General features: G+C 38.7%; 22 protein-coding genes. 11 read left to right on the top strand and 11 right to left on the bottom strand.

Translation table 11 applies throughout. The features are described 5' to 3' along the window. Positions 1 to 13 precede the first annotated feature (13 nt). Complete coding sequence (locus tag SB49_RS07320) at positions 14 to 1,177, top strand: sigma-54-dependent transcriptional regulator (protein WP_062055267.1); 1,164 nt, start codon at positions 14 to 16, stop codon at positions 1,175 to 1,177. 46 nt (positions 1,178 to 1,223) lie between these two features. Here SB49_RS07320 and SB49_RS07315 read toward each other — a convergent pair whose 3' ends face one another. Beyond that, positions 1,224 to 1,922: a hypothetical protein gene (locus SB49_RS07315; RefSeq protein ID WP_062055265.1), complete on the bottom strand. Its 699-nt coding sequence runs from the start codon at positions 1,920 to 1,922 to the stop codon at positions 1,224 to 1,226. 200 nt (positions 1,923 to 2,122) lie between these two features. Between SB49_RS07315 and SB49_RS07310 the strand changes: the two genes are divergently transcribed. The 3 genes from SB49_RS07310 (at position 2,123) to SB49_RS07300 (ending at position 5,462) form a co-directional block, all read left to right on the top strand. Beyond that, positions 2,123 to 3,007 (top strand): PPK2 family polyphosphate kinase, encoded by an 885-nt coding sequence (locus SB49_RS07310; RefSeq protein ID WP_062055263.1) that lies wholly within the window; start codon positions 2,123 to 2,125, stop codon positions 3,005 to 3,007. Then, positions 3,004 to 4,383, top strand: coding sequence for a M20/M25/M40 family metallo-hydrolase (locus tag SB49_RS07305; RefSeq protein ID WP_062055261.1), 1,380 nt, complete (start codon positions 3,004 to 3,006; stop codon positions 4,381 to 4,383). The genes SB49_RS07310 and SB49_RS07305 overlap by 4 nt, the downstream gene beginning before the upstream one ends. Positions 4,384 to 4,529: 146 nt before the next feature. Beyond that, on the top strand, positions 4,530 to 5,462 hold the full coding sequence (locus SB49_RS07300; RefSeq protein WP_062055259.1) for a peptidylprolyl isomerase: 933 nt from the start codon (positions 4,530 to 4,532) through the stop codon (positions 5,460 to 5,462). A gap of 670 nt (positions 5,463 to 6,132) precedes the next feature. On the opposite strand, the gene SB49_RS07295 is transcribed toward SB49_RS07300, so the two are convergent. The 4 genes from SB49_RS07295 to SB49_RS07280 form a co-directional block, all read right to left on the bottom strand. Beyond that, the gene (locus SB49_RS07295; protein ID WP_062055258.1) at positions 6,133 to 6,324 is read right to left on the bottom strand and encodes a cold-shock protein; all 192 of its coding nucleotides are present in this window, start codon (positions 6,322 to 6,324) and stop codon (positions 6,133 to 6,135) included. 185 nt (positions 6,325 to 6,509) lie between these two features. Next, on the bottom strand, positions 6,510 to 6,761 hold the full coding sequence (locus SB49_RS07290; RefSeq protein ID WP_062055256.1) for a VF530 family DNA-binding protein: 252 nt from the start codon (positions 6,759 to 6,761) through the stop codon (positions 6,510 to 6,512). A gap of 22 nt (positions 6,762 to 6,783) precedes the next feature. Beyond that, positions 6,784 to 7,746, bottom strand: coding sequence for a tRNA-dihydrouridine synthase family protein (locus SB49_RS07285; protein ID WP_062055254.1), 963 nt, complete (start codon positions 7,744 to 7,746; stop codon positions 6,784 to 6,786). A 278-nt stretch (positions 7,747 to 8,024) separates the two neighbouring features. Further along, positions 8,025 to 8,663: a peroxiredoxin gene (locus SB49_RS07280; protein ID WP_062055252.1), complete on the bottom strand. Its 639-nt coding sequence runs from the start codon at positions 8,661 to 8,663 to the stop codon at positions 8,025 to 8,027. 153 nt (positions 8,664 to 8,816) lie between these two features. Between SB49_RS07280 and SB49_RS07275 the strand changes: the two genes are divergently transcribed. Next, complete coding sequence (locus SB49_RS07275; RefSeq protein ID WP_062055250.1) at positions 8,817 to 9,365, top strand: YfiT family bacillithiol transferase; 549 nt, start codon at positions 8,817 to 8,819, stop codon at positions 9,363 to 9,365. 27 nt (positions 9,366 to 9,392) lie between these two features. Here SB49_RS07275 and SB49_RS07270 read toward each other — a convergent pair whose 3' ends face one another. Then, the gene (locus SB49_RS07270) at positions 9,393 to 9,950 is read right to left on the bottom strand and encodes a thioredoxin family protein (protein ID WP_062055248.1); all 558 of its coding nucleotides are present in this window, start codon (positions 9,948 to 9,950) and stop codon (positions 9,393 to 9,395) included. A gap of 172 nt (positions 9,951 to 10,122) precedes the next feature. Between SB49_RS07270 and SB49_RS07265 the strand changes: the two genes are divergently transcribed. Both SB49_RS07265 and SB49_RS07260 read left to right on the top strand, forming a co-directional pair. After that, positions 10,123 to 10,428 carry a hypothetical protein gene (locus SB49_RS07265; RefSeq protein WP_062055246.1) on the top strand — a complete coding sequence of 102 codons (306 nt, stop codon included), beginning with the start codon at positions 10,123 to 10,125 and terminating at the stop codon, positions 10,426 to 10,428. Beyond that, a complete protein-coding gene (locus SB49_RS07260) occupies positions 10,425 to 10,763 on the top strand; it encodes a tRNA-binding protein (RefSeq protein ID WP_062055244.1) in 339 nt (112 codons plus the stop codon). Before SB49_RS07265 ends, SB49_RS07260 begins: the two co-directional genes overlap by 4 nt. Positions 10,764 to 10,829: 66 nt before the next feature. On the opposite strand, the gene SB49_RS07255 is transcribed toward SB49_RS07260, so the two are convergent. The 3 genes from SB49_RS07255 to SB49_RS07245 all read right to left on the bottom strand — a co-directional run bounded on the left by SB49_RS07255 (position 10,830) and on the right by SB49_RS07245 (position 15,644). Beyond that, positions 10,830 to 13,349 carry a M14 family metallopeptidase gene (locus tag SB49_RS07255; protein ID WP_062055241.1) on the bottom strand — a complete coding sequence of 840 codons (2,520 nt, stop codon included), beginning with the start codon at positions 13,347 to 13,349 and terminating at the stop codon, positions 10,830 to 10,832. Positions 13,350 to 13,436: 87 nt separating this feature from the next. After that, on the bottom strand, positions 13,437 to 13,808 hold the full coding sequence (locus SB49_RS07250; protein WP_062055239.1) for a PUR family DNA/RNA-binding protein: 372 nt from the start codon (positions 13,806 to 13,808) through the stop codon (positions 13,437 to 13,439). Between the two features lie 78 nt (positions 13,809 to 13,886). Beyond that, positions 13,887 to 15,644, bottom strand: a complete 1,758-nt coding sequence (locus SB49_RS07245; protein WP_062055237.1) for an ABC transporter ATP-binding protein — start codon at positions 15,642 to 15,644, stop codon at positions 13,887 to 13,889. A 179-nt stretch (positions 15,645 to 15,823) separates the two neighbouring features. Between SB49_RS07245 and nusB the strand changes: the two genes are divergently transcribed. The 3 genes from nusB to yajC are packed head-to-tail and all read left to right on the top strand — an operon-like array spanning position 15,824 to position 17,605. Continuing rightward, complete coding sequence (nusB, locus tag SB49_RS07240; protein WP_062055235.1) at positions 15,824 to 16,771, top strand: transcription antitermination factor NusB; 948 nt, start codon at positions 15,824 to 15,826, stop codon at positions 16,769 to 16,771. Positions 16,772 to 16,823: 52 nt separating this feature from the next. Beyond that, on the top strand, positions 16,824 to 17,303 hold the full coding sequence (locus tag SB49_RS07235; RefSeq protein WP_062055233.1) for a DUF1573 domain-containing protein: 480 nt from the start codon (positions 16,824 to 16,826) through the stop codon (positions 17,301 to 17,303). An 8-nt stretch (positions 17,304 to 17,311) separates the two neighbouring features. After that, positions 17,312 to 17,605 (top strand): preprotein translocase subunit YajC, encoded by a 294-nt coding sequence (gene yajC / locus SB49_RS07230; RefSeq protein ID WP_062055231.1) that lies wholly within the window; start codon positions 17,312 to 17,314, stop codon positions 17,603 to 17,605. Between the two features lie 59 nt (positions 17,606 to 17,664). Here the strand turns inward: yajC and SB49_RS07225 are convergent, their stop codons facing one another. Next, positions 17,665 to 18,258 (bottom strand): YdeI/OmpD-associated family protein, encoded by a 594-nt coding sequence (locus SB49_RS07225; RefSeq protein WP_062055229.1) that lies wholly within the window; start codon positions 18,256 to 18,258, stop codon positions 17,665 to 17,667. A gap of 1 nt (position 18,259) precedes the next feature. Next, a complete protein-coding gene (pepT, locus tag SB49_RS07220) occupies positions 18,260 to 19,489 on the bottom strand; it encodes a peptidase T (protein ID WP_062055227.1) in 1,230 nt (409 codons plus the stop codon). A 148-nt stretch (positions 19,490 to 19,637) separates the two neighbouring features. On the opposite strand from pepT, the gene SB49_RS07215 reads away from it, so the two are divergent. Continuing rightward, entirely contained in the window at positions 19,638 to 22,496 is a 2,859-nt protein-coding gene (locus SB49_RS07215) for a TonB-dependent receptor (protein ID WP_062055225.1), read from the top strand. Positions 22,497 to 22,610: the final 114 nt, after the last annotated feature.

The following is a 22,610-nucleotide window of genomic DNA, read 5'->3' as shown; positions in this document are numbered from 1 at the left end:
TAAGTTAGAATAGATGTCAAAAATATTGGTAATTGAAGATGAATCGGCCATTAGAAGGGTCCTTGTGAAAATTTTGAGTGAGGAAAACGATTCCTATATTGTCGAGGAGGCAGAAGATGGTCTGAAAGGATTGGAAAGTATAAAAAAGGAAGATTATGATTTGGTCTTGTGTGATATAAAAATGCCCAAAATGGATGGGGTTGAGGTATTGGAAGCTGCTAGAAAGATACGACCAGAAATTCCCTTTATTATGATCTCGGGACATGGCGATTTGGATACAGCCGTTAATACCATGAGAATGGGAGCCTTTGATTATATTTCGAAACCACCGGATTTGAACAGGTTACTGACCACCGTGAGAAACGCGTTGGATAAGAAGGAATTGGTCGTAGAGAATAAAATTTTAAAGAAAAAGGTAAGCAAGAACTTCCAAATGATCGGCAAAAGCCAAGCCTTGGAAACGATCAAGGATATGATCGAAAAGGTTGCGCCTACAGATGCCAGGGTACTCATTACCGGTTCAAATGGAACCGGGAAAGAATTGGTGGCTCATTGGATCCATGAAAAAAGTCAGCGTAACGGTGCACCTTTTATAGAAGTGAATTGTGCAGCCATCCCTTCGGAACTGATAGAAAGTGAGCTTTTTGGACATGTTAAAGGTGCTTTTACATCTGCGGTGAAAGATAGGGCCGGGAAATTTGAGGCTGCCAATAATGGCACCATTTTTTTAGATGAAATTGGGGATATGAGCCTATCGGCACAGGCCAAGGTTCTGCGTGCTCTTCAAGAAAACAAGATTTCAAGGGTGGGATCTGATAAGGACATTAAGGTAGATGTGCGTGTGATCGCAGCCACCAATAAGGACCTAAAAAAGGAAATAAAAGATGGTAACTTTAGGGAGGACCTTTACCATAGACTTGCGGTAATATTGATACAAGTGCCAGACTTAAACGATCGTAGGGAAGATATTCCTCTTTTGATCTCCTATTTCACTGAAAAAATATCCGAGGAGCACGGAACGGCAACAAAAGCATTTTCAGACAAGGCCATTGAAATGTTACAGAACTATGACTGGACAGGTAATATTAGGGAATTGAGAAACGTAGTTGAGCGCCTGATCATCCTTGGAGGAAAAGAAGTAACTGAAGAAGATGTCAAACTATTTGGAAGCAAATAACATAAAGAGGTCCTTTTGGAAAAGGACCTCTTTATGTTTTAATGGATTACTTTGAATTATTTCTGCAGGCCTCTAATTTCTTTAAGGCTTTCTCCGTTATGGATTTTGTTTTTAGATTATAGTACATTTTAGCCTCTGTCATATCAGTTCTCAATAATTGCTTTTCACAATTTTCAAAAACATTTATAGCATAGTCATAGGCTTCATCACATTCCAGAGAATTAACAACCTTGGTGAGTGACTTTTCATAGCTCAGTAGGGATTTGTCTATCTTATCATGCAGTATTGATTGCTCAGGTAAACGCATGGTAATCTTTTCCTGCTCAGTTTCCTTGGTATTCATGGCCAAGACATCGCTTGCATATTTACTCTTATGAAGTTCGTGTTCACTTAGGGCATCCAAGCTTCCTATTGCATTCTGAATAGCCTTTCCCAACAGAATTCTCGTGCTGGCCATAGTAGAGGCCCGTGTGGCATTTTTTAAATTTGCCGTGGTCTCATCCATACTTTTTGTTGCATATTCACAATCACAATTTTCAAATTGTTTTTTGGATTTATCTATTGCACTCAATGCCTTGTAGGCATAGTATCTGGATTTGTTGATATTCTCGGCTTTTATGGCCATTTCGGTCTGGCTCTTTATATAGCCAATGTTGGAACTGGCATAATCACAGGCCTTGTTGATGTTAAAGGAAGATAAAATGCACAAAGCCAATGCACAAAGCAATAAGTATTGTGTTTTCATAATGTAGGTTTTTAAAAGTAATGATTTGGGAACATTACAGGATTAAAGGTAGTTAGGTCTATGGATTCCCTATTATTTAATCGATAAAGTGCCGTTTTACTATATGTTCGGAGTAAAATGTAGATTTATTAGTCGAAAAAAGGCTAAAAATTGTTCAATTTGAGGCTAAGGAAGGCGTAAAATATATTTATATTCATGGCATGAAGAAAGTTAAAACTGAACATTATAAGGTAACTTCTCCTATTACCTTATCTGATATGGATACTTCTGGAAATCTGAAAGCATCCGATAGAAAATTAAAGAAGGAGTTAGAGGGGATTAGAGAGGATTTAGGCAAATTCCAAGATATCCTTTATGCCCATGGAAAATATAGTGTGCTAGTCTGCCTACAAGGAACGGATACTGCCGGGAAGGATAGTCTGATCCGTGAGGTGTTCAAGGATTTTAACGCCAGGGGAGTAGTGGTCCATAGTTTTAAGGTCCCTACCGAATTGGAGCTAAAGCATGATTATCTTTGGAGGCACTACATCGCACTACCGGCAAAAGGTAAATTTGGGGTTTTCAACCGTACCCATTACGAAAATGTATTGGTGACAAGAGTACATCCCGAATATATAATGGGGGAGCACATTCCCGGAATTCACGATGTGTCCGATATAGATCAACAGTTTTGGGAAAAGCGCTTTGAGCAAATAAACAATTTTGAAAGGCATATTGCCGAAAATGGAACCATCATATTTAAGTTCTTCCTACACCTTTCCAAAGAAGAGCAACGGCAACGTCTTTTAAGAAGATTAGAACTAAGGCAGAAGAACTGGAAGTTTTCTCCCGGGGATCTAAAAGAGCGAAAATTATGGGACAAATATCAAGAATGTTTTCAAGAGGCCATCAATAAGACCTCTAAACCCAATGCACCTTGGTATATAATTCCTGCAGATAATAAAGAGGGGGCCCGAGTCATTGTTGCCTCTATCTTATTGGAAGAGTTAAAAAAATACAAAGATATTGTGGAACCGGAACTCGATGATGAAATAAAGGCTAATTTAGAAGCGTATAAATCGCAATTAGAAAAAGAAAAAGCATGAGAATACTAGCGCTAATGTTGATTTTGTCGATGACTATGGGGTTTTCCCAAACCAGCGATGAAAAACAGATAAGAGCAATTTACAGTTCAACATTAACAGAAGGCAAGGCTTATGACTGGCTCAATTATTTGTCCAATCAGATCGGTGGCAGGCTCTCTGGCTCCATACAAGCGCAACAGGCGGTTGAGTACACCAAAAAGCAGATGGACTCTCTTGGGTTGGATAAAGTGTGGCTTCAGCCGGTTATGGTTCCCAAATGGGTAAGGGGCACCCCAGAGTTCGCCTACATAGAAAATCAACCTGGAATGACCAATAATGTTCCCATATGTGCCCTTGGAGGATCTGTGGCGACACCTGGAGTGGGCATTAAGGCAGATATTATAGAGGTTAAAGGTATAGAGGAACTCAAGGAATTGGGAAGGTCAAGGGTTGCCGGTAAAATAGTGTTCTTTAATCGCCCCATGGACCCTACCTTGATCAGGACATTTGAGGCTTATTCCGGTTGTGTGGACCAGCGATATTCCGGAGCTGAGGAAGCAGGAAAATTAGGGGCCGTTGGGGTTATTGTGAGATCAATGAATTTACGTCTGGACGATTATCCGCATACGGGATCTATGAGTTATGGTGACTTGCCAGTAGATAAAAGAATTCCGGCTGCCGCTATTAGCACCAAGGGTGCAGATTTGTTGAGTACCACCATACAATTGAATCCAAAGGTCAAATTCTTTTTTAGACAAAGCTGTAAGCAATATAATGATGTAGAGTCCTTTAATGTAATCGGAGAAATAACAGGCAGCACCTATCCCAATGAGATTATGGTAGTTGGGGGACATCTGGATTCTTGGGACCTTGGGGATGGATCCCATGACGATGGGGCCGGGGTAGTGCAAAGTATGGAAGTACTTAGGTTAATGAAAGTAAATGGCTATAAGCCCCAACGTACGATAAGGGCCGTTTTGTTTATGAATGAGGAAAACGGACTAAGGGGAGGTAATAAGTATGCGGAAGTAGCCAAAAGTAAAAAGGAGAAGCACATATTTGCCCTGGAAAGCGATTCTGGAGGTTTTACCCCTCGAGGATTTTCCTTTGATAGTTCCGATGCCAATCTAGAAAGGGTGATGAAATGGAAGTCCTTATTTGATCCTTATTTGGTTCATGTTTTCGAAAAAGGATATAGTGGAGCGGATATTGGTCCCCTAAAGGATCAGCAAATTGTTATGGCCGGATTGGTGCCTGACTCCCAGCGATATTTTGATCATCACCATGCACAAAATGATACTTTTGAGCATGTGAATAAAAGAGAACTGGAGCTAGGTGCTGCTGCGATGGCAAGCCTTGTCTACTTATTTGATAAGTACGGTATTATCCCAAACTAAATAAATTTTGGATTCAATATCATTAAACGGGGACGATTGTAGGATCATCCCCGTTTTTTTGTGATAGTTCTTTTTGAAACGCATATGGACCTATTTTAAGAAGAAAAATAAATCCGTACCTTTGCACCTCATAAAAAACGAGCAAAATGCAAGACGGAATATATGCTAAATTCAACACTTCTAAAGGTGAGATTTTAGTGAAATTGACACATGACAAAACCCCAGGGACAGTGGGTAATTTTGTGGCTTTGGCCGAAGGTAATATGGAGAACAGTGTAAAACCACAGGGCACTCCTTATTATGATGGAATTTCTTTTCATAGGGTTATTCCAGATTTTATGATCCAAGGAGGTTGTCCTTTGGGTACAGGCACTGGTGATGGTGGATATAAGTTTGACGACGAATTCCATAAAGACCTTAAGCACGATGCTCCTGGAGTATTATCCATGGCAAATGCAGGTCCCGGAACCAATGGAACACAATTTTTCATTACCCATATTGCAACACCATGGTTAGATAATAAACATACTGTATTTGGTCATGTAGCAGAGGGTCAGGATATAGTGGACGCTATTGCACAAGGAGATAAAATTAAGAACTTGGAAATTTTACGCGTAGGGGAAGCGGCAGAGAAATGGAATGCTATCGAAGCTTTCCGAACGTTTGAAGGTTCAAGAGAGAAGAGGTTGGCTGAAGAAAAGGCAAAGCAAGCTGAAGAATTGGATAAGGTTGCAGCTGGTTTTGATGAAACTGCATCTGGGCTTAGATACAAAATCATTCAAAAAGGAAATGGTGCCAAGGCCGAAAAAGGTCAAACGGTGTCCGTTCATTATGAAGGTGCTTTGGTAGATGGTACTGTTTTTGATTCCTCGTACAAGAGAAATCAGCCTATTGATTTTAAATTAGGGGTAGGACAAGTAATTCCAGGTTGGGATGAAGGTATCAGCTTGTTAAAGGTTGGAGACAAAGCACGTTTTGTTATACCATCCAATTTGGCATACGGAAGTGCAGGAGCTGGAGGAGTAATTCCCGGAGATGCCACCTTGGTTTTTGATGTTGAACTGATGAAAGTAAAATAAAGACTGTATTTTCAATTCCCAATATCATGTTGTAGGGGATTGATTTATTAGGTAATGGATTAATAAAAGGGGTGCCAATACGTTGGTATCCCTTTTATATTTTACTGGAAGTGCGGTTAACACTAATAATCAACAGTATAATGTTTATTGCCAGAAGTATACATAATATGCCAAAAAATGTAGCCATTACTTTAAATATTTGTGGTCTTGGAAAGGCCGGTTTTTAAAGTAACACCCAAAAGAAGAAAAACCCTACTTTTTTTATTTTTTAGATTTGGCATTGTTGACGCTTATAACTAATAGCAGGGCATTAATTGCAAGCAATAATAATAGGATACCGAAAAATGTGCTCATATATGGTTGTTTATTTGGGGGAGGTTATTATCCTTTTAGATGGCACAAAGATAAATAGGTTGCGTATCAAAATATAGATTTTTTACTATTTTTTTAGTTAAAATAACTACTTGGTGTTTCAAGTAGTTTTATTTCAGATGTTTAATGATTTAGAAAGTAATCATTAAAGAAGGCTGTGAAATTATTGTCCATGATAGTATAAACAATAACCTTCAAAAGGAATAAATAGTAAAGGGAAAGGTTAGCGCATAAAAAAGCCCGTCAATTTGCATTAACGGGCTTCTGAGTCTTTCAATAAAAAGTTAAAGAGTAAGTATTAAATTACTTTTACATTTACTGCGTTCAATCCTTTTTTACCTTGTTCCAATTCGAATTCTACTTCATCTCCTTCGCGAATCTCATCGATCAATCCTGAAATGTGTACAAAGTGTTCTTTGTTTGATCCTTCTTCAACGATAAAACCAAATCCTTTAGAGTCGTTGAAAAATTTTACTGTTCCTTTATTCATTACTAAAAATTAAAAAATTAAATATGGCACAAATGTATGATTAAATATTTTAAATCATTTGTTTTTGAGGTATTTATATTAAAACCTTGTAGAATATTGGAGCTGAAATTGGAAAATAATCTATTAAATTTGGTCCCCATCCTTTATAATTACTAGGTTGAACACTAAATTCCATAATTTTTAACCTATCTATTTTTTTTTGAATAGAGATATAGATTTTCTACTTTTTCCCTTGCCCATGGGGTCTTTCTTAAGAATTTTAGGCTCGATTTTATGGAGGGGTCGTTAGTGAAACACTTGATATTGATTCTTTTACCTAAATCGAACCACCCGTATTCCGCGACCAAATGATCCAAGATGTCTGCCAATTTTATTCCATGTAGCGGATTATTTGCCTGATTATTTCTGACCTCTTCATCTTTTTTCTTCTCTTCCATGACCTAATATAATAATAGTTAGTTAACCCCTATTGAATTGGCGTTCCATATGTAGGATTTCTTTAACTGCAGCCTTGTAGGCCGCAACATCTTTTGCCTTTTTGATCTTTTTATAGACCTTTTGAGGATTGGAAAAAGATTGACTGAAATATTCCCAAAAGCCAAGCATTTTCATTCGAATTGGAGTAGGCCCCGACAATGCTAAATCATAGGCGGTAAAAATAGTATCGTGGAATTCGCTGAAAATATCCAGTCTGTTATCTGGATAGACGGTGCTATTGTCCTTTATCATCTGCGGTAAAAAAGGATCTGCAATCAGCCCTCTTCCAATCATCCAATGGTCTATCATTGGAAACCTTTCCTGCATTTCCCTAAAGACCGCTACCGAGGTTATATCCCCATTGTAATATATTTTATGATGGCTTTGGTCCAAACATCGCTGGAAAGCTTCAAGATCAACCCCGCCTTTATAGAGCTGTTTTCCAATACGGGCGTGAATCGCAATGTTTTTGAGTGGATAGGTATCCAACTTAGGAAGTACTTCAAGAATTTCCTCACTGTTTTCATAACCCATCCTCATTTTCATAGATACAATTATATCTGTTTCTGAATGTACCCTCTCCAATATGGAGTTTATTTTTTCAGCATCACTAATTAAACCAGATCCCATACCCCTTTTGGTAACCATAGGATATGGACACCCTAAATTCCAATTTAATTCCTTGTAGCCCAATCCCTCAACGTATTTCACCACAAATAGGAATTCATCCACATCATTGGTCATTACCTGTGGTATAACCTCTAAGGTGTTGTTGTTCTCTGGTTGCAGGTCTCGTTGGTATGAAGATTTTATGAGCAGTTTTCCATCTAGTCTTATATATGGGGCATAAAAGGTATCAATACCGCCAAAATAGTGGTTAAAAGCATTTCGAAATTTGAAGTCCGTAAAACCTTGTAAGGGGGAAGAAAGAAGAGTGCAGTTCATATGTCGTTACCTGCTGCAAATATATTTATTATTTCCCCTAAAAATACCTACCCCAATATTAATGCTATATAGAACCTTTGTAATTGCACAATATTATATTCTAATTGTATAGTAAATGGGTATTTATGATTTTTTGACCATTGGCTTTTGAAGAATTTGCGAAGCGAGCATCCAGATCATAAAAAAACCTCCTAATCTAATTTAATTAGGAGGTAACAAATTTGCTTTTATGCTTTTCGAAACTTGGATAATATGCAGACAGAAAAGGCTTGGAACCCTTAAATATTGGGCTGAGGGGTCATCCTTAAGTAGGGTTTTACCTCCACTACGCCTTTTGGGAATATATTTACCGCATCTGCCGTTGTTATTGAAGGGCTGACCACCACATCATCACCATGCTCCCAATTTGCCGGGGTGGCTACCTTGTGGTAGGCTGTAAGCTGCAAGGAATCTATGACACGTAAAAGTTCATGGAAATTTCTTCCGGTTGAAGCGGGGTAGGTAATCATTAATTTTACTGTTTTATCCGGGGCAATTATATAAACCGATCTTACCGTTAAATTGTCGTCCGCATTTGGATGGATCATATCATAAAGTTTGGAGACCTTTTTGTCCTCATCGGCTATGATGGGGAAGTTAACAGTGGTATCCTGGACCTCATTGATATCCTTGATCCATTCGGCATGGGACTCCGTGCCATCTACACTTAGTGCCAACATTTTTACATTCCGTTTGTCAAATTCATCCTTAAACTTGGAAGCCGTACCTAGTTCTGTGGTACAAACAGGGGTGAAGTCAGCCGGATGGGAAAAAAGTATACCCCATCCATCTCCTAAATAGTCATATAAATTTATCATTCCCTGCGAACTGTCTGCCGTAAAATCTGGTGCAATATCTCCTAATCGTATAGTGGCCATATAATTTATATTTAAAGTTAGTATTATCCTATAAAATTAGTAGATTACTTGGTATTCAAATTATTATTTGGGTTAAAATAGTATTAAATTTTACGGGCAACATTTGTTTTTTCTATGATTCCTTTTTAAGATTAGTTTCTTTATTTTTAAACTATGGAAGAATCGGAAATGGAGCAGTTGCGTTACCCTATCGGGCATATGACATTGCCAACTGTTATTACAGAGGCACATATAAAGGAATGGATAAGCACCCTGGAACACTTGCCACTGCGTTTAGAGAATTTGGTAAAGGATCTATCGGATCAACAATTGGAAACGCCTTATCGCCCTGAAGGATGGACCTTGCGACAATTGATACATCATATTGCGGACAGCCATCACCATAGTTATACGCGTTTTAAATGGGCGCTGACCGAAGATAGGCCTTTAATTAAAGCTTATGAGGAAAAGGATTGGTCCGAACTTAAAGATGCCCAGACCGGACCTATTGGGCTATCATTGGATTATATGAAGGCCCTACATGGCAAATTGGTATATATGCTCAAGGGATTATCTCCTTTAGATCTAGAAAGGGTTTATATTCATCCGGATGGAAATGTGCCCGTAACAGTAGCTCAGAATATTGGAAAGTACGCCTGGCATGGTAGCCATCATCTGGCACATATAGAAAATCTAATTAAACGAAAGGGCTGGAGGTCATGAGTTTATTCTATCCTAGGAATTTATGGACTAGGATTTCCATTTGATATTGCAGCCCATACTTGGTTTTTGCTGGGTTGAAATTTTCTCACCACCCACTAATTGATCCATTGCATTTTTTAGGTCCTTGCCAGTTACCGGAATTCCATTGCCCGGACGGGAATCATCCAGTTGTCCCCTATACACCAGTTCCAAATTTTCATCGAACAAATAGAAATCGGGGGTGCATGCCGCCTGGTAGGCCTTTGCAACCTCTTGTTTTTCGTCATAGAGATAGGGAAAGGAAAAATCGAATCTTTCCGCAAATTTTGTCATAAGACCTGGTGCATCCTGAGGGTAATTAATAATATCATTACTGGATATGGCTATGGTTTGAATACCTTTTTTTTGGTATTCTTCGGCTAACCTGCTCACTGTTTCGATGACATGGATCACAAAAGGACAGTGATTGCAGATAAACATGATCAAAGTACCTTTTTTACCTTTTAATTTGGCAAGGTTCCTTTTTTCTTGGGATGTAGTATCCAAAAGAGAAAAGGAAGGGGCAAGTGTGCCCAAGGGCAGCATGTTACTTGGTGTATTGGACATGTTAATTTTTTAAATCGGTTCAAGACTTTGATAGCTTAAAGTTACAAGAAATTGATTTTTTATCCAATCCAAGAGCGTTAATAAAATGTATATCAAGTAGAAAGACTTTAAAAAATATGTTGGTTTTTACCTAAACAAGTAGTAATTTATAGTATCTCAAAAACAAAAGGCCATGGATAGGTCATACACATCATTATCTGAAGCTATCAGTGCTTTGCAACAGGAAGGTTATACAGAAGATTTTAATCTTTGTGATGCAGGTGTTGAGAACAAGAACAAGAAAAAAACTCATCCTGCCTCGGATTTGAATGTGGTAAAATATTATCGATTTGAAGGAGAGAGTAACCCCGATGATAATGTGATACTATACGTTATTGAAACTTCCCATGGGGAAAAAGGATTGCTTTTGGACGCCTATGGGGCCTATTCCGGAAATATATCCGATGAGATGATGAAAAAACTAAAGATAAAAGCATGAACGAAACCCTTACCTGGCCCGAATTCACAAAAGTGGATATGAGGGTAGGAACTATTTTAGAAGTACTTGATTTTCCAGAGGCAAGAAAGCCGGCCTATCAATTACACATAGATTTTGGGAAGGATATTGGTATTAAAAAGACGTCGGCCCAGATAACCAAACGATATCAAAAGAGTGATCTCTTAGGGCGTCAAATTGTTGCTGTGATTAATTTTCCCAAAAAGCAGATAGCAAATTTTATGAGCGAATGCTTGGTATTGGGAGCCGTAGAAGGAGAAGATGTAATCTTGTTGCAGCCGGGAAGCGGAGTCCCTAACGGACTTAAAGTATCTTAATGAAAAAAGCATCCACTAAGTGTAAACAACTTTAGTGGATGCTTTATAGCTTATAAAAGCATTTAGTTACATGCTCTGACCAAAGAAAATGGCATTCATCAGTAACTTATTGGTTCCATACCAAAATGCCCTAAAATTGGTGTTGTCAGTAAATACAATGACTCTTCCTTTACCCATCCTATCGACTTGAAAGGGGACACTATTTTTAAGTAGCTCTAGGTTTTCTTCGGATATATAACCACTCAACATGGGGTTGTTCGTGTATTGTATAGGGTTTTTGTAACTGTCCTTTGAAGGTTCTATATAAACATTGGTATCCCTGAACATGGGTAAGGTATTATTTTGATAGCCAAAATTAATGGGGTGGGAGCGATCCAATCTGGTTTCAAAAATAGCCCCGCCCGTTTCTTGGGCCCCAAAGAATTTTTCTCTTTGTTCAAAGGATATATTTTTGGCCACCAACGTATCTTTTTTAAACGTTAATTTGGTAAGTTCATTCTTGTTGAACCATTCGACACTATTTTTATAGCCAATAACGGTACCTCCGCTATTAACCCATCCTTTTAATTTTTCTGCAATTTTTTTATCCAAACTTCCACGTGAACTCGGAACAATAATGGCGGTATATCTGCTCAAATCTGCTCTATTGAAATAATCAGTGTCAATTTTGGTAATTTTCATATCATAGCGCTGATCGAACAAATGCCATATTTCACCTGCGTCATAGGACGAAGTCCCATTACCGACCAAAATGGCTACTTCTTGCTTCTTGATAGGATCAAAGTCGTTGCTCCCCAAATCAATACCCCTGGTGAGACCTGTGCCCACTCCGGTTATTTTAATTCTACTTTCTTTGGCTACTTGGCCCAAAAAGGCATACAAGGCCTTTGCGTCCATTTCTTGGTTTTGAACCGGTACCATAATGGTTCCGTAATCGTATTGCTTGCCTTCCAAGGTAAAAGGAGATTTGGCTACTTTGGCCCTGATGCCTTTGTTCAAGATGGTATTTAGCGCTTTAGGGGTATAATATTCATGCCACTCGAACAAATAGGCGTAGTTGCTCATCGCATCCGTACCACCTGATAAGGGCTCCAAATCGGTGACTTCAGGACCGGCATTACCTAGGGTTCCCAATTCAGAATAATCTACATTAAATGCCATGGGAAAGGTCCATCCCGATATGTCGTAAAACAGACTGTCCGTGAAACTCGTACGTTTTTCAAACATTGCCTGTATCAATCTATTGTTCTTTTGTTCCATAGGAATAACATAACTGTTTCCTTTTTTATAAGAAATCCCGTTGATGGTCGCATCGCTGGACAACTCATGGAATTTTATTTTCTGTCTGTTTAGGATTTCTGCCAAATGCCAAGTTTTATTGGCATCCTTGCTATCGCCAAAAACAATGGCCTTGGTTTTGCTTTTTGCAGCATTTGCTCTTGTATCCTTATAAAAGTCCCTTTGATAAGAAAGAATTTTAGTTCGCATATTTTTGGCTGCCTCAATGGTTGAGAGGGCAGTGGAAAATTGATTGCGAATGGTGAATGGAAAGGTCAATAAGCCATTTTCACTTTCTTGGATATGTCCTCTAGAGCTTCCCTGTTCAAACAAAATTCCTATGCTTCCTTGTACATCTGGGTAGGTAGAACCTTTTCCATAATAGTAATCGTCGTAATTCTCCTCCGAGTAGTAGAAGGACCCTATTTTATCAAGCGCTTTTGCATGGTATGATCCAATCTCTGCAGTAAGTTCTTGGTTGATCTTTGGTGTCAGTGGATGCACCCGTGTAGGCTCCCCTGGTTGAAAGAAGAAAGAAGAGTTCGTACCCATTTCATGGTGGTCCGTAAGGATATTGGGCATCCATTTGTGAAATGATTCTATTCGTGCCCGACTTTCTGGCAATTGTACAGGCAACCAATCCCTGTTCATATCAAACCAATAGTGGTTGGTCCGTCCTCCGGGCCAAACTTCGTGGTATTCCCTTTCGTTTCCATCGGGATTTAAGTTTTTACTCTTATTGGTGTTGGCCCAATAGGCAAAACGTTGCAACCCGTCCGGATTAAAAGAAGGATCCATCAATATTATTTCCTGATCCAATAATTCTTCAATAGCTGGTCCTTGCGCAGCTGCCAAATAATAGGCATATGCAAGTCCGGCATTGGCGCCACTAGGTTCATTCCCATGGATTGAGAAGCCCTGGTACACCACGATGGGCATATCGTCCAAAGCGGCACTGTTTCCGTTGTTATCGGTAAGAGCAATATGTGCCTGCCTGATCTGTTCTAAATTAGCGTGATTTTTTGGGGAGGTTACCGTAAGTAATAATATGGGTCTGCCCTCATAGGTCTCACCCCTATTTTCAATGGTGATGCGGTCACTGGCCTTGGCCAAGGTCTGCATATAGAACATAAGCTTGTCATGGGTTACATGCCATTCTCCAACTTCATGGCCTATAACATCCACAGGCTTTGGAATACTTGGATCATATGTGATGTTCTGGGGTAAATAATAGTTGAGGTCTAGTGATTCTTGAGCCGTTGTAAATTGAATAAGAGCCACGAAAAGGAGGAGTAATACTTTTTTCATTTTCAGATTTTGAATTAGTCATTTGTTAAAAATAAAAAACGGTCCTTAGAAATAAGGACCGTTAAGTTTTATTTAAGAAAAAATATGCTAGATATCATCAAAATCCACATCGGTGAAATTATCCAAAGGGGTTTCTACGTTATTTGTATCCTGTTCTTCTTTTTTGAAATCTTTTTGATGTCTTTCAGAAATTACCTCAAGGCCTTTTTCATCCACTATATATGACATCATTTCTTCCAAGATTTCCTTAAAAGCGGTAAAATCTTCTTTGTATAAGTAAATCTTGTGCTTTTTATAATGGAACGATCCATCGTCATGTGTAAATTTCTTACTCTCTGTAATTGTCAAATAATAATCACCTGCCTTTGTGCTTCTAACATCGAAAAAATAAGTTCTTCTGCCTGCTCTTAAAACTTTGGAATATATCTCTTCTTGATCCATTAAATCTTTTTCGCTCATTTCTTGTAGTGTCTAGTTACCCAATAACTTGTTAGTCCATCAAAAATGAAAAAAAAAAGCAACACTAACAACATTTTTCTAGTTTTCTTTCTCCGATAGCTGGTTGTGGTATAGCTCTTTGTAGTAACCTTCTTTACTTATCAAAATATCATGTGTGCCTTCCTGTAATATCTTTCCATCTTCCAGGACAATAATTTTATCTGCATTCTTTGCAGAGGATACTCTATGGCTAACTATCAGTGTGGTCCTGTTACGGGATGCTTTTTTTAGGTTGTTCAAAATTTCTTCTTCGGTCTCCGTGTCCACCGCGGACAGGCAGTCATCAAATAAATATATCTGTGGATCTTTTAACAGTGCCCTGGCGATAGATACCCGTTGTTTTTGTCCACCACTCAACGTAATGCCGCGTTCCCCAAGGATGGTGTCGTAGTTTTTGGAGAAGCCCATAATGTTTTTGTGGACTACCGAGTTTTTTGCAACTTCTATGATTTCCTCATCCGTGGCGTCTTCCTTGCCAAATTTAATATTGTTCTTAATGGTGTCTGAAAAAAGAAAGGCGTCCTGTGGAACTGCCCCTACGGCTTTACGGAGGCTATTAAGGTTTAGGTTCTTAATGGGAACATCATCAATCAATATTTCACCTGAGCTAACATCGCTTAACCTTGCGATAAGGTCTAAAATGGTAGATTTTCCTGATCCTGTCTTTCCAATGATGGCCACAGTTTCCCCATTATTAACGGTGAAGGAGATATTTTTTAAAGCTGTAATATTGGTATCATCATAGGTGAAAGTAACATCATTGAAGGTTATTTTTCCTTGGATGGGGGTTTCCTCCTTTATTTCGTTTCTTATGTCCGGTTGTACATTTAAGAATTCGTTGATCCGCTCCTGAGAAGCTGCGGCACTCTGAACAATGGAGGTGAGCCATCCCACAACTGCTACGGGCCAGGTGAGCATGTTCACATATATGATAAACTCTGCTATGATCCCCATAGATTCTATCTCCCCATTAATGTACTGTTTTCCCCCAATATAAATCACGAATATATTGCTGATCCCGATAAGCAAAATCATTAAGGGAAAAAACCAAGCGTTGACTTTCGCCAGATCCATGCTTTTGTCTTTTCCTTCATTGGCCAAACCTACTAATTCCTTACTTATCTGAGGCTCCAAACCATATGCTTTGATCACGGTGATCCCTGAGAAAGACTCTTGGGTAAAAGTGGATAAGGTGGATAAATATTGCTGTACTATGGTGCTTTTTTTGTGAATGATCTTACTGATATTATAGATAAGGATAGATAAGATAGGTAGAGGCAATAACGTATAAAAGGCAATAGTGGGCGCTTTTATGAACATTATGGGCAATAAACAAGCGAATAGGGTCAGGGTCTGAATACCGTACATGATGGCAGGTCCGGCATACATCCTAACCTGAGTAACATCTTCACTGATACGGTTCATTAAATCGCCCGTTCTATTTTTTTTATAAAAACTTAGATTTAAATATTGATAGTGGTCATATACCTCATTTTTCAAATCGTATTCAATATACCTAGAAATATTAATAATGGTCTGCCTCATTAAAAACGTGAAAAAGCCAGAAAGCAGAGCAGCGCCTATGATGATAAGTATATATTGTAACAATTCCCCTTTCACCAAGTCCAAATTACTGCGGTCACCCGTGAGGTAGTCCTCCATGGCCTTGATGGACTTGTTTACATAAGGGGGCATTACCAATGAAAAAATACGGGCAATAATGGTAATGATAATTCCTAAAACCAGTTTTCCCCAGTATTTTTTAAAATACTTATTGATATATTTAAGTTCTTTCATGTAGTTGGCCTCTGTAATGGGCTATGTTTTGGTAACAGTTCGCAAAGATAAGTGATTGGTGCAAAACCAAATGTTATAAAACTGATAAGATAATGCGGTTTCATCTAGGTGGAAATGGAAATATAATACTATTTTTGCGCGGTAAAAGTTTAATTAATCTTAGCTAAAGTTCTTTAAAAATGCTCACAAGAAGGCATATCAGGGTTAAAGTGATGCAAGGTATCTATGCCTTGACACAATCACACAGTGATTCATTGGAAAAACAGGAAAAGTTTTTAAGAGTGAGTATTGAAAACATGTATTCACTATACCTGTTGTCTTTGGGCCTACTAATAGAGGTTCAGCAGATGGCAAAAGAGCAAGTGAAATTATCCTCTAAAAAATATATGGCCAATGCTTCCGATGAATTTCCCAATAAGGAAAAGTTCATTAACAATGAAGTGATGCTCCAATTGGCGAGCAACGGTCCCTTAAAAGAAGAATTGGAGCGTAGAAAACTCAACAATTGGTACTTGAACGAAGAGTACGTTAAAATTATCTATCGAGAAATAGTTGCCAGCGAATCCTACCAAAAGTATATGTCAATCCCATCTACTTCCTATCAAGCGGATAAAGAATTGGTCATTGATCTGTTTAGAAATGTAATTGCGCCCAATGAGAAAATCTATGATCATTTTGAAGATGATAAACTTACCTGGGTAGATGACATTCCGATTGTAAATACTTTTATTCTCAAACAATTGAAGAAGGTGACAGCCGATAAGGCCAACACTTATTTCTTGCCACAATTGGTGCAGGATGAGGACGATCTTGATTTTGCTAAAAAATTATTGGTGAAGACCTTGTTGAACAATGAAGTTTTGGTGAAGGAGATAGAGGGAAAAACACCAAATTGGGATAAAGATCGTATTGCTGATGTAGATGCCATACTCTTAAAAATGGCAATTTGTGAGCTATTGAACTTTCCTTCCATTCCGGAAAGGGTGACCATTAATGAATACCTGGAAATTGCCAAAGAATATTCTACCCCAAAGAGTAGTATTTTTATCAATGGAATTTTGGATAACCTTGTAAAAGATTACAGGGCCGAAGGAAAACTTAAAAAAGTAGGGAGAGGTTTGTTATAAAAGAATATTCCTTAATTTTGAAATTATTAAATAATAAAAACAGAATAATAAAATGAAAAGAACTGTCATTACCTTAAGCTTAGTTTCTGCACTGGCTTTATTTTCTTGTAAAGAAAAAGCGTCCACTAAAATAAATGCTGAAAATGTAGAAGTCGCAGCAGAGAGAGATACAGCGGCCAAAAGCCTTCCTGTTATGAGTTTTGATAAATCTGAGCACGACTTTGGTACCATAGAGCAAGGTGCTCCCCAAGAGACTATCTTTAGTTTTACCAATACAGGAGATGCGCCATTGATCATTACAGATGCAAAAAGTAGCTGTGGTTGTACAGTACCAGAATTTCCAAAAAACACACCTATTGCGCCAGGTGAAACTGGACAAATGTTGGTGAAATTCAATGGTTCAGGTCAGAACCAAGTTACCAAAACCATTACAGTAACGGCCAATACTGCCAAAGGATCAGAGATCTTGAGGATACAGGCTTTTGTAAACCCAAAAGGAGCTCAAGGAGCTGCTATTCCATTAAAGAAATAATTTAAAAAATGTTAGAACAATATCCATTTCTTCCTCTTGTATTGATTTTTGTAGTGGCCTATTTTTTTATGATACGCCCACAAATGAAACGTCAAAAAGACGAGAAGAAATTTGCGGAACAATTGAAAAAAGGAGATAAAGTAATTACCAAAAGTGGTATGCACGGAAAGATCATGGAACTGAATGACAACGATTTTTCCTGTATTTTGGAAACCATGGCTGGTAAGATCAAATTTGATCGTTCTGCCATTTCTATGGAGATGAGCAAAAAGTTAAACGCTCCTGAACCTGAAAAGAAATAATATATCTCAAAGTATCTATTAAAAACACCAAAGGACATCCTTTGGTGTTTTTTTTTATCCTATTTCCTGTAAGCGTCATTGAGCCCTATTCCCTGAAAGATGAGTGCCATGCTTTTTTCCAACCTTGTAAGTTTGGTCTTTTCTTGCTTTGCCGTGGAAATATATTCGTAGTATTCTTTCTGTTTGTATGGGGTAAGTAGTTGAAATTGTTTTTTTGCTTCAGGATTGCTTTCCAAGGCTTCCTTTAATAAAAAAGGCATTTTTAAGGAGCTATTTTTTTCTTTTTGTAACACTTTGCCCTCTTTTTGATTGGCAATGGCTTCTTCCAGATATTGAATTACTGCTTTTTCATCGATCTCTTCCATAGTACTGAATTTCCAATGCCTCATGGCCTTGGTTTTTCCCTCTTGGGCATTTTCCAAGACTCCCTTAGGATCTTTGAGGAACACCCCATTGAAGAACCATAGGCCAAAGTGTTCCTTAAATGCCATAATACCCAAAACATTTTTATTGTCTATGGTATAGACCGGAGCTCCCCATTTTAGGGTTTCCTCCAATTCGGTTTGTTTGGCCAAACTGCGCAAAAGGACAAGGGCTTCCTTAAAATGATGTTCCTTGTTATAGAAGGCTTCTATTTTTTCTGACTTTTCCATTTTAATTCGTTTGTGTGCAATTCAATTCACATATCTTAACGATGACCTCTACTGCTTTTTGCATACTTTCAACGGGTACATATTCATATTTTCCATGGAAATTATGTCCACCGGCAAAGATATTCGGGCATGGAAGTCCCATGTAGCTTAGTTGGGAACCGTCCGTTCCGCCTCGTATAGGTTTTATTATAGGCGTTATGCCAACCGAAAGCATTGCCTCTTTTGCTAATTCCACAATATGGAAAACGGGCTCTACCTTTTCCTTCATATTGAAATACTGATCTTTGATTTCCAAGGTTAAGCAATTGCCGTACAGATCATTTAATTTGGTAGTAATAGCTTGTAAGTCGTGTTTGCGTTTTTCGAAAAGCGTTAGGTCGTGATCCCTAATGATCAATTCAATGGTGGCCAATTCAATTTCTCCCTGAATATGGTGTACATGAAAAAATCCTTCCCTATCAGTAGTTTTTTGAGGTACTTCGCCTTGTGGTAGGTGATTGAGAAACTCATGGGCTATCAAAATAGCATTTACCATTTTTCCTTTGGCATATCCCGGATGTACACTTTTCCCTTGGATGGTAATTTTAGCCTCTGCCGCGTTGAAATTCTCATATTCCAATTCTCCAATTTGGCTGCCGTCCATGGTATAGGCCCAATCGGCACCAAATTTATCAACATCAAATTTATGGGCTCCACGACCAATTTCCTCATCGGGAGTAAAACCTACCCTAATTTTCCCGTGTTTTATTTCAGGATGGTTGATGAGGTATTCCATGGCTGTTACAATTTCTGTAACCCCTGCCTTATCATCTGCCCCTAGGAGGGTGGTGCCATCCGTGGTAATAAGGGTCTGTCCCTTATACAAAAGCATATCATCAAAATAGGAAGGCGATAAAACTATACCCTTTTCTTTATTAAGGACAATATCTTTTCCGTTATAATTCGAAATAATCTGTGGTTTCACATTGGTGCCACTAAAATCAGGGGATGTATCGAAATGGGAAATAAATCCTATGGTAGGAACCTGTTTTTCAATATTACTTGGTAATGTGGCCATGATATATGCGTTTTCATCAATGGTTACGTCCTGCATCCCAATTCCCTTTAACTCTTCTACCAGTTTATTGGCCAAATTCCATTGCTTGGAAGTGCTTGGGGTAGTGTTGGAATCTGAATCACTTTGGGTGTCTATGGTAACATAATTGATAAATCGGTCTATGATATGCTGCATCGTTTCTTTTTGTTCAAAAATACAATTTTGATTGAAGATGAGGCAGCTTCTAAATTATCGAAAATAGCAATATTATGCTATTGATTATCAATGGTTTGGCATAAAATACTTACCTTATACATTGATTATAAACTCAAACAACACTATTATGAAGAAAAATTACTCGATTTTCATGGTGCTTTTTTTGGGCGTACTTAGCATAGCTAGTGCCCAAATTACAGGTACTGTTTATGATGATGAGGGTGCGCCTTTAGGAGGGGCATCAGTTGTCAAGAAAGGTACCACAACAGGTACAACGACCGATTTTGATGGAAAATTCTCCATAAATGCTGAGGTTGGGGACATGCTAGTATTCTCTTATATCGGCTTTGAGAAAAAAGAAATAGCAGCTACAAGTGCTCCAATGCGCGTTACTTTACTATCAGGAGTAGCGCTTTCTGAAGTAATCATTGTAGGTTCTCGTAATCCAAATAGAACGGCAACGGAGAGTACTGTTCCTGTGGATGTTATAGATATGAAAGAGCTCAATAATGTAGCTCCGCAAGTAAACTTGAACCAGATATTGAATTATGTGGCTCCGTCCTTTACGTCCAATACACAGACCATATCCGACGGAACTGACCATATTGACCCTGCCTCATTAAGGGGATTGGGACCAGATCAGGTATTGGTCTTAATCAATGGAAAAAGACGTCATACCTCCTCTTTGGTTAATGTCAATGGTACTTTCGGTAGAGGTAGTGTGGGTACAGATTTAAATGCCATACCTGCCGCCGCAATACAAAGAATAGAAGTTTTGCGCGATGGTGCTGCTGCTCAGTATGGGTCAGATGCCATCGCCGGGGTGATCAATATTGTGTTGAACAAATCGGTCAATGAATTGACCACTACGGTAACGACAGGTGCCAATTTTTCAAAAAATGCAAATGAACAAACCGGTGGTTCCGATGGAGAAACTACCAATATTGCCGGTAGTTATGGACTTCCTTTGGGTGACAATGGAGGATTTATGACTTTTTCAGGAGATTTTGATGTGCGGGAAGATTATAGCAGAATGAAGGAATGGGAAGGTACTATTTTTAACTTGTACAATACGGTGGAAAGAGTTGCCGATAATGACGGGTATAATATTGCCAATTTGCTGGATGATGATGTGAGCGATGTTATACAGTATACTGATCAAGCAGGGATCAATAGAAATGGGGCTTCAACCAAAGAGGAACTAAGAACGTTATTATCTGCCGATAACACAGATGCAGAGCTTGCTGCCAGAGGACAACAACGAAGTGATTATAATATGAGAGTTGGGCAGTCTGCCCTGAGAGGTGGACGTTTGTTTGTCAACTTTTCCTTACCTGTGGATGATAGTGGAACTGAGGTGTACTCCTTTGCTGGGATAAGTTCCAGAATAGGAAATTCAGCAGGATTCTATAGATTGCCAAATCAGAGTAGAACCTATACTCCGGCGTATATCAATGGATTTTTGCCTGAGATTAATTCTAATATTAAGGACAGATCTATATCGCTAGGAATCAAAGGATTGGTAGGTGATTGGAGTGTTGATTTTAGTAATACCTATGGAAAAAATGCTTTCTTGTATACCATTGGCAATACATTCAACGCTTCTTTGCAGAATGCTTCTCCCACAACCTTTGATGCGGGAGGATTTTCCTTTGCGCAGAACACTACCAACTTGGATATTACGCAATTTTTTGATGATGTGATGTCGGGGCTGAACATTGCTTTTGGTGCCGAATACAGGGTGGAGAATTATGAGATTGTAGCAGGAGAGGAACCCTCTTATGCACAATATACAGCAAATGGACAAGTGATAAAATTGGCGTCACAAACAGCCTCACAAGATTTCTTTGGAGCTGGAAGACCTGGAGGATCACAAGTCTTTCCAGGCTTTTCGCCTAGTAATGAACTGTCTAGAGGAAGAAGTAGTGTCGCAGGTTATTTTGATGTGGAGGCTGATTTTTCAGAGGCTTTTCTTGCAAGTTTTGCCGCCAGATTTGAAAATTATAGTGATTTTGGATCTACCATCAATTTTAAATTGGCCACCAGATACAAAATAACTGATAATTTTAACATACGTGGTGCTGTAAACACAGGGTTTAGAGCCCCGTCGTTACATCAGATTAATTTTAATTCCACCTCTACGATATTCGATAATCAAGGAAACCCACAAGAGGTAGGAACATTTGCCAATGACAGTAGGGCAGCAAATTTGTTGGGAATTCCCCAATTAAAGGAAGAAACATCCAGCAGTGTGAGTTTGGGAATGACAGCCAATATTCCAGATGCCAATTTATCCGTAACAGTGGATGGTTATTTCGTGAAAATAGATGATAGGGTTGTTTATACAGGACAATTTAGTGGGCCAGGAACAGGTAGCGAATTGGATAATCTTTTGAGGCAAGCCAATGCCACCGCCGCTTCATTCTTTGCCAATGCCATAGATACGGAATCCAAGGGATTAGATGTGGTGATTACCCATAGGACAGATTTGGGTACCTCTTGGCGCTTGAAATCTGATCTGGCAGGTACGTTTTCAAAAACAAAAAAGGTTGGAGATATAAATGCTTCACAAGTTTTGCGTAATGCAGGCCTGGTAGATACGTATTTCCCCGAGGATAGTAGGGTGTATTTAGAAGAAGCTGTTCCAAGGACCAAAATTAACCTGTCCAATAGCCTTACTTCTGATAAATTCATCATCTTTTTAAGAAATGTATATTTTGGAGAGGTGACCGAAGCTACAACCACTATCGCTAATCAACAGGTGTTTGGCACTAAAGTAGTGACAGATTTATCCGTAGGCTATAAAGCAACGGACGCCTTAACTTTTACCATCGGAGCCAACAACCTCTTTGATATCTATCCAGATAGGGCAGAGGAATCTTTCGGGAACCGAAGTTCTGGTCGTTTTGATTGGTCAAGAAGGGCCCAGCAATTTGGTATAGGTGGACGATTCTTATTTGCTAGGGTAAGTTTTACACTGAAATAAAAAATAATAGGCATTAGTACTAAGGGTCACTTCAAAAAGTGGCCCTTTTTTATGCCAACTTGAGAATCATTTAGTTGGAATCGAGACTTAACTATGGAATTCTGTTTATATCTT

The sequence above is a fragment of the Sediminicola sp. YIK13 genome (assembly GCF_001430825.1).
Taxonomy (GTDB): domain Bacteria; phylum Bacteroidota; class Bacteroidia; order Flavobacteriales; family Flavobacteriaceae; genus Sediminicola.
This window is presented reverse-complemented; position numbering and strand designations above follow the sequence as displayed.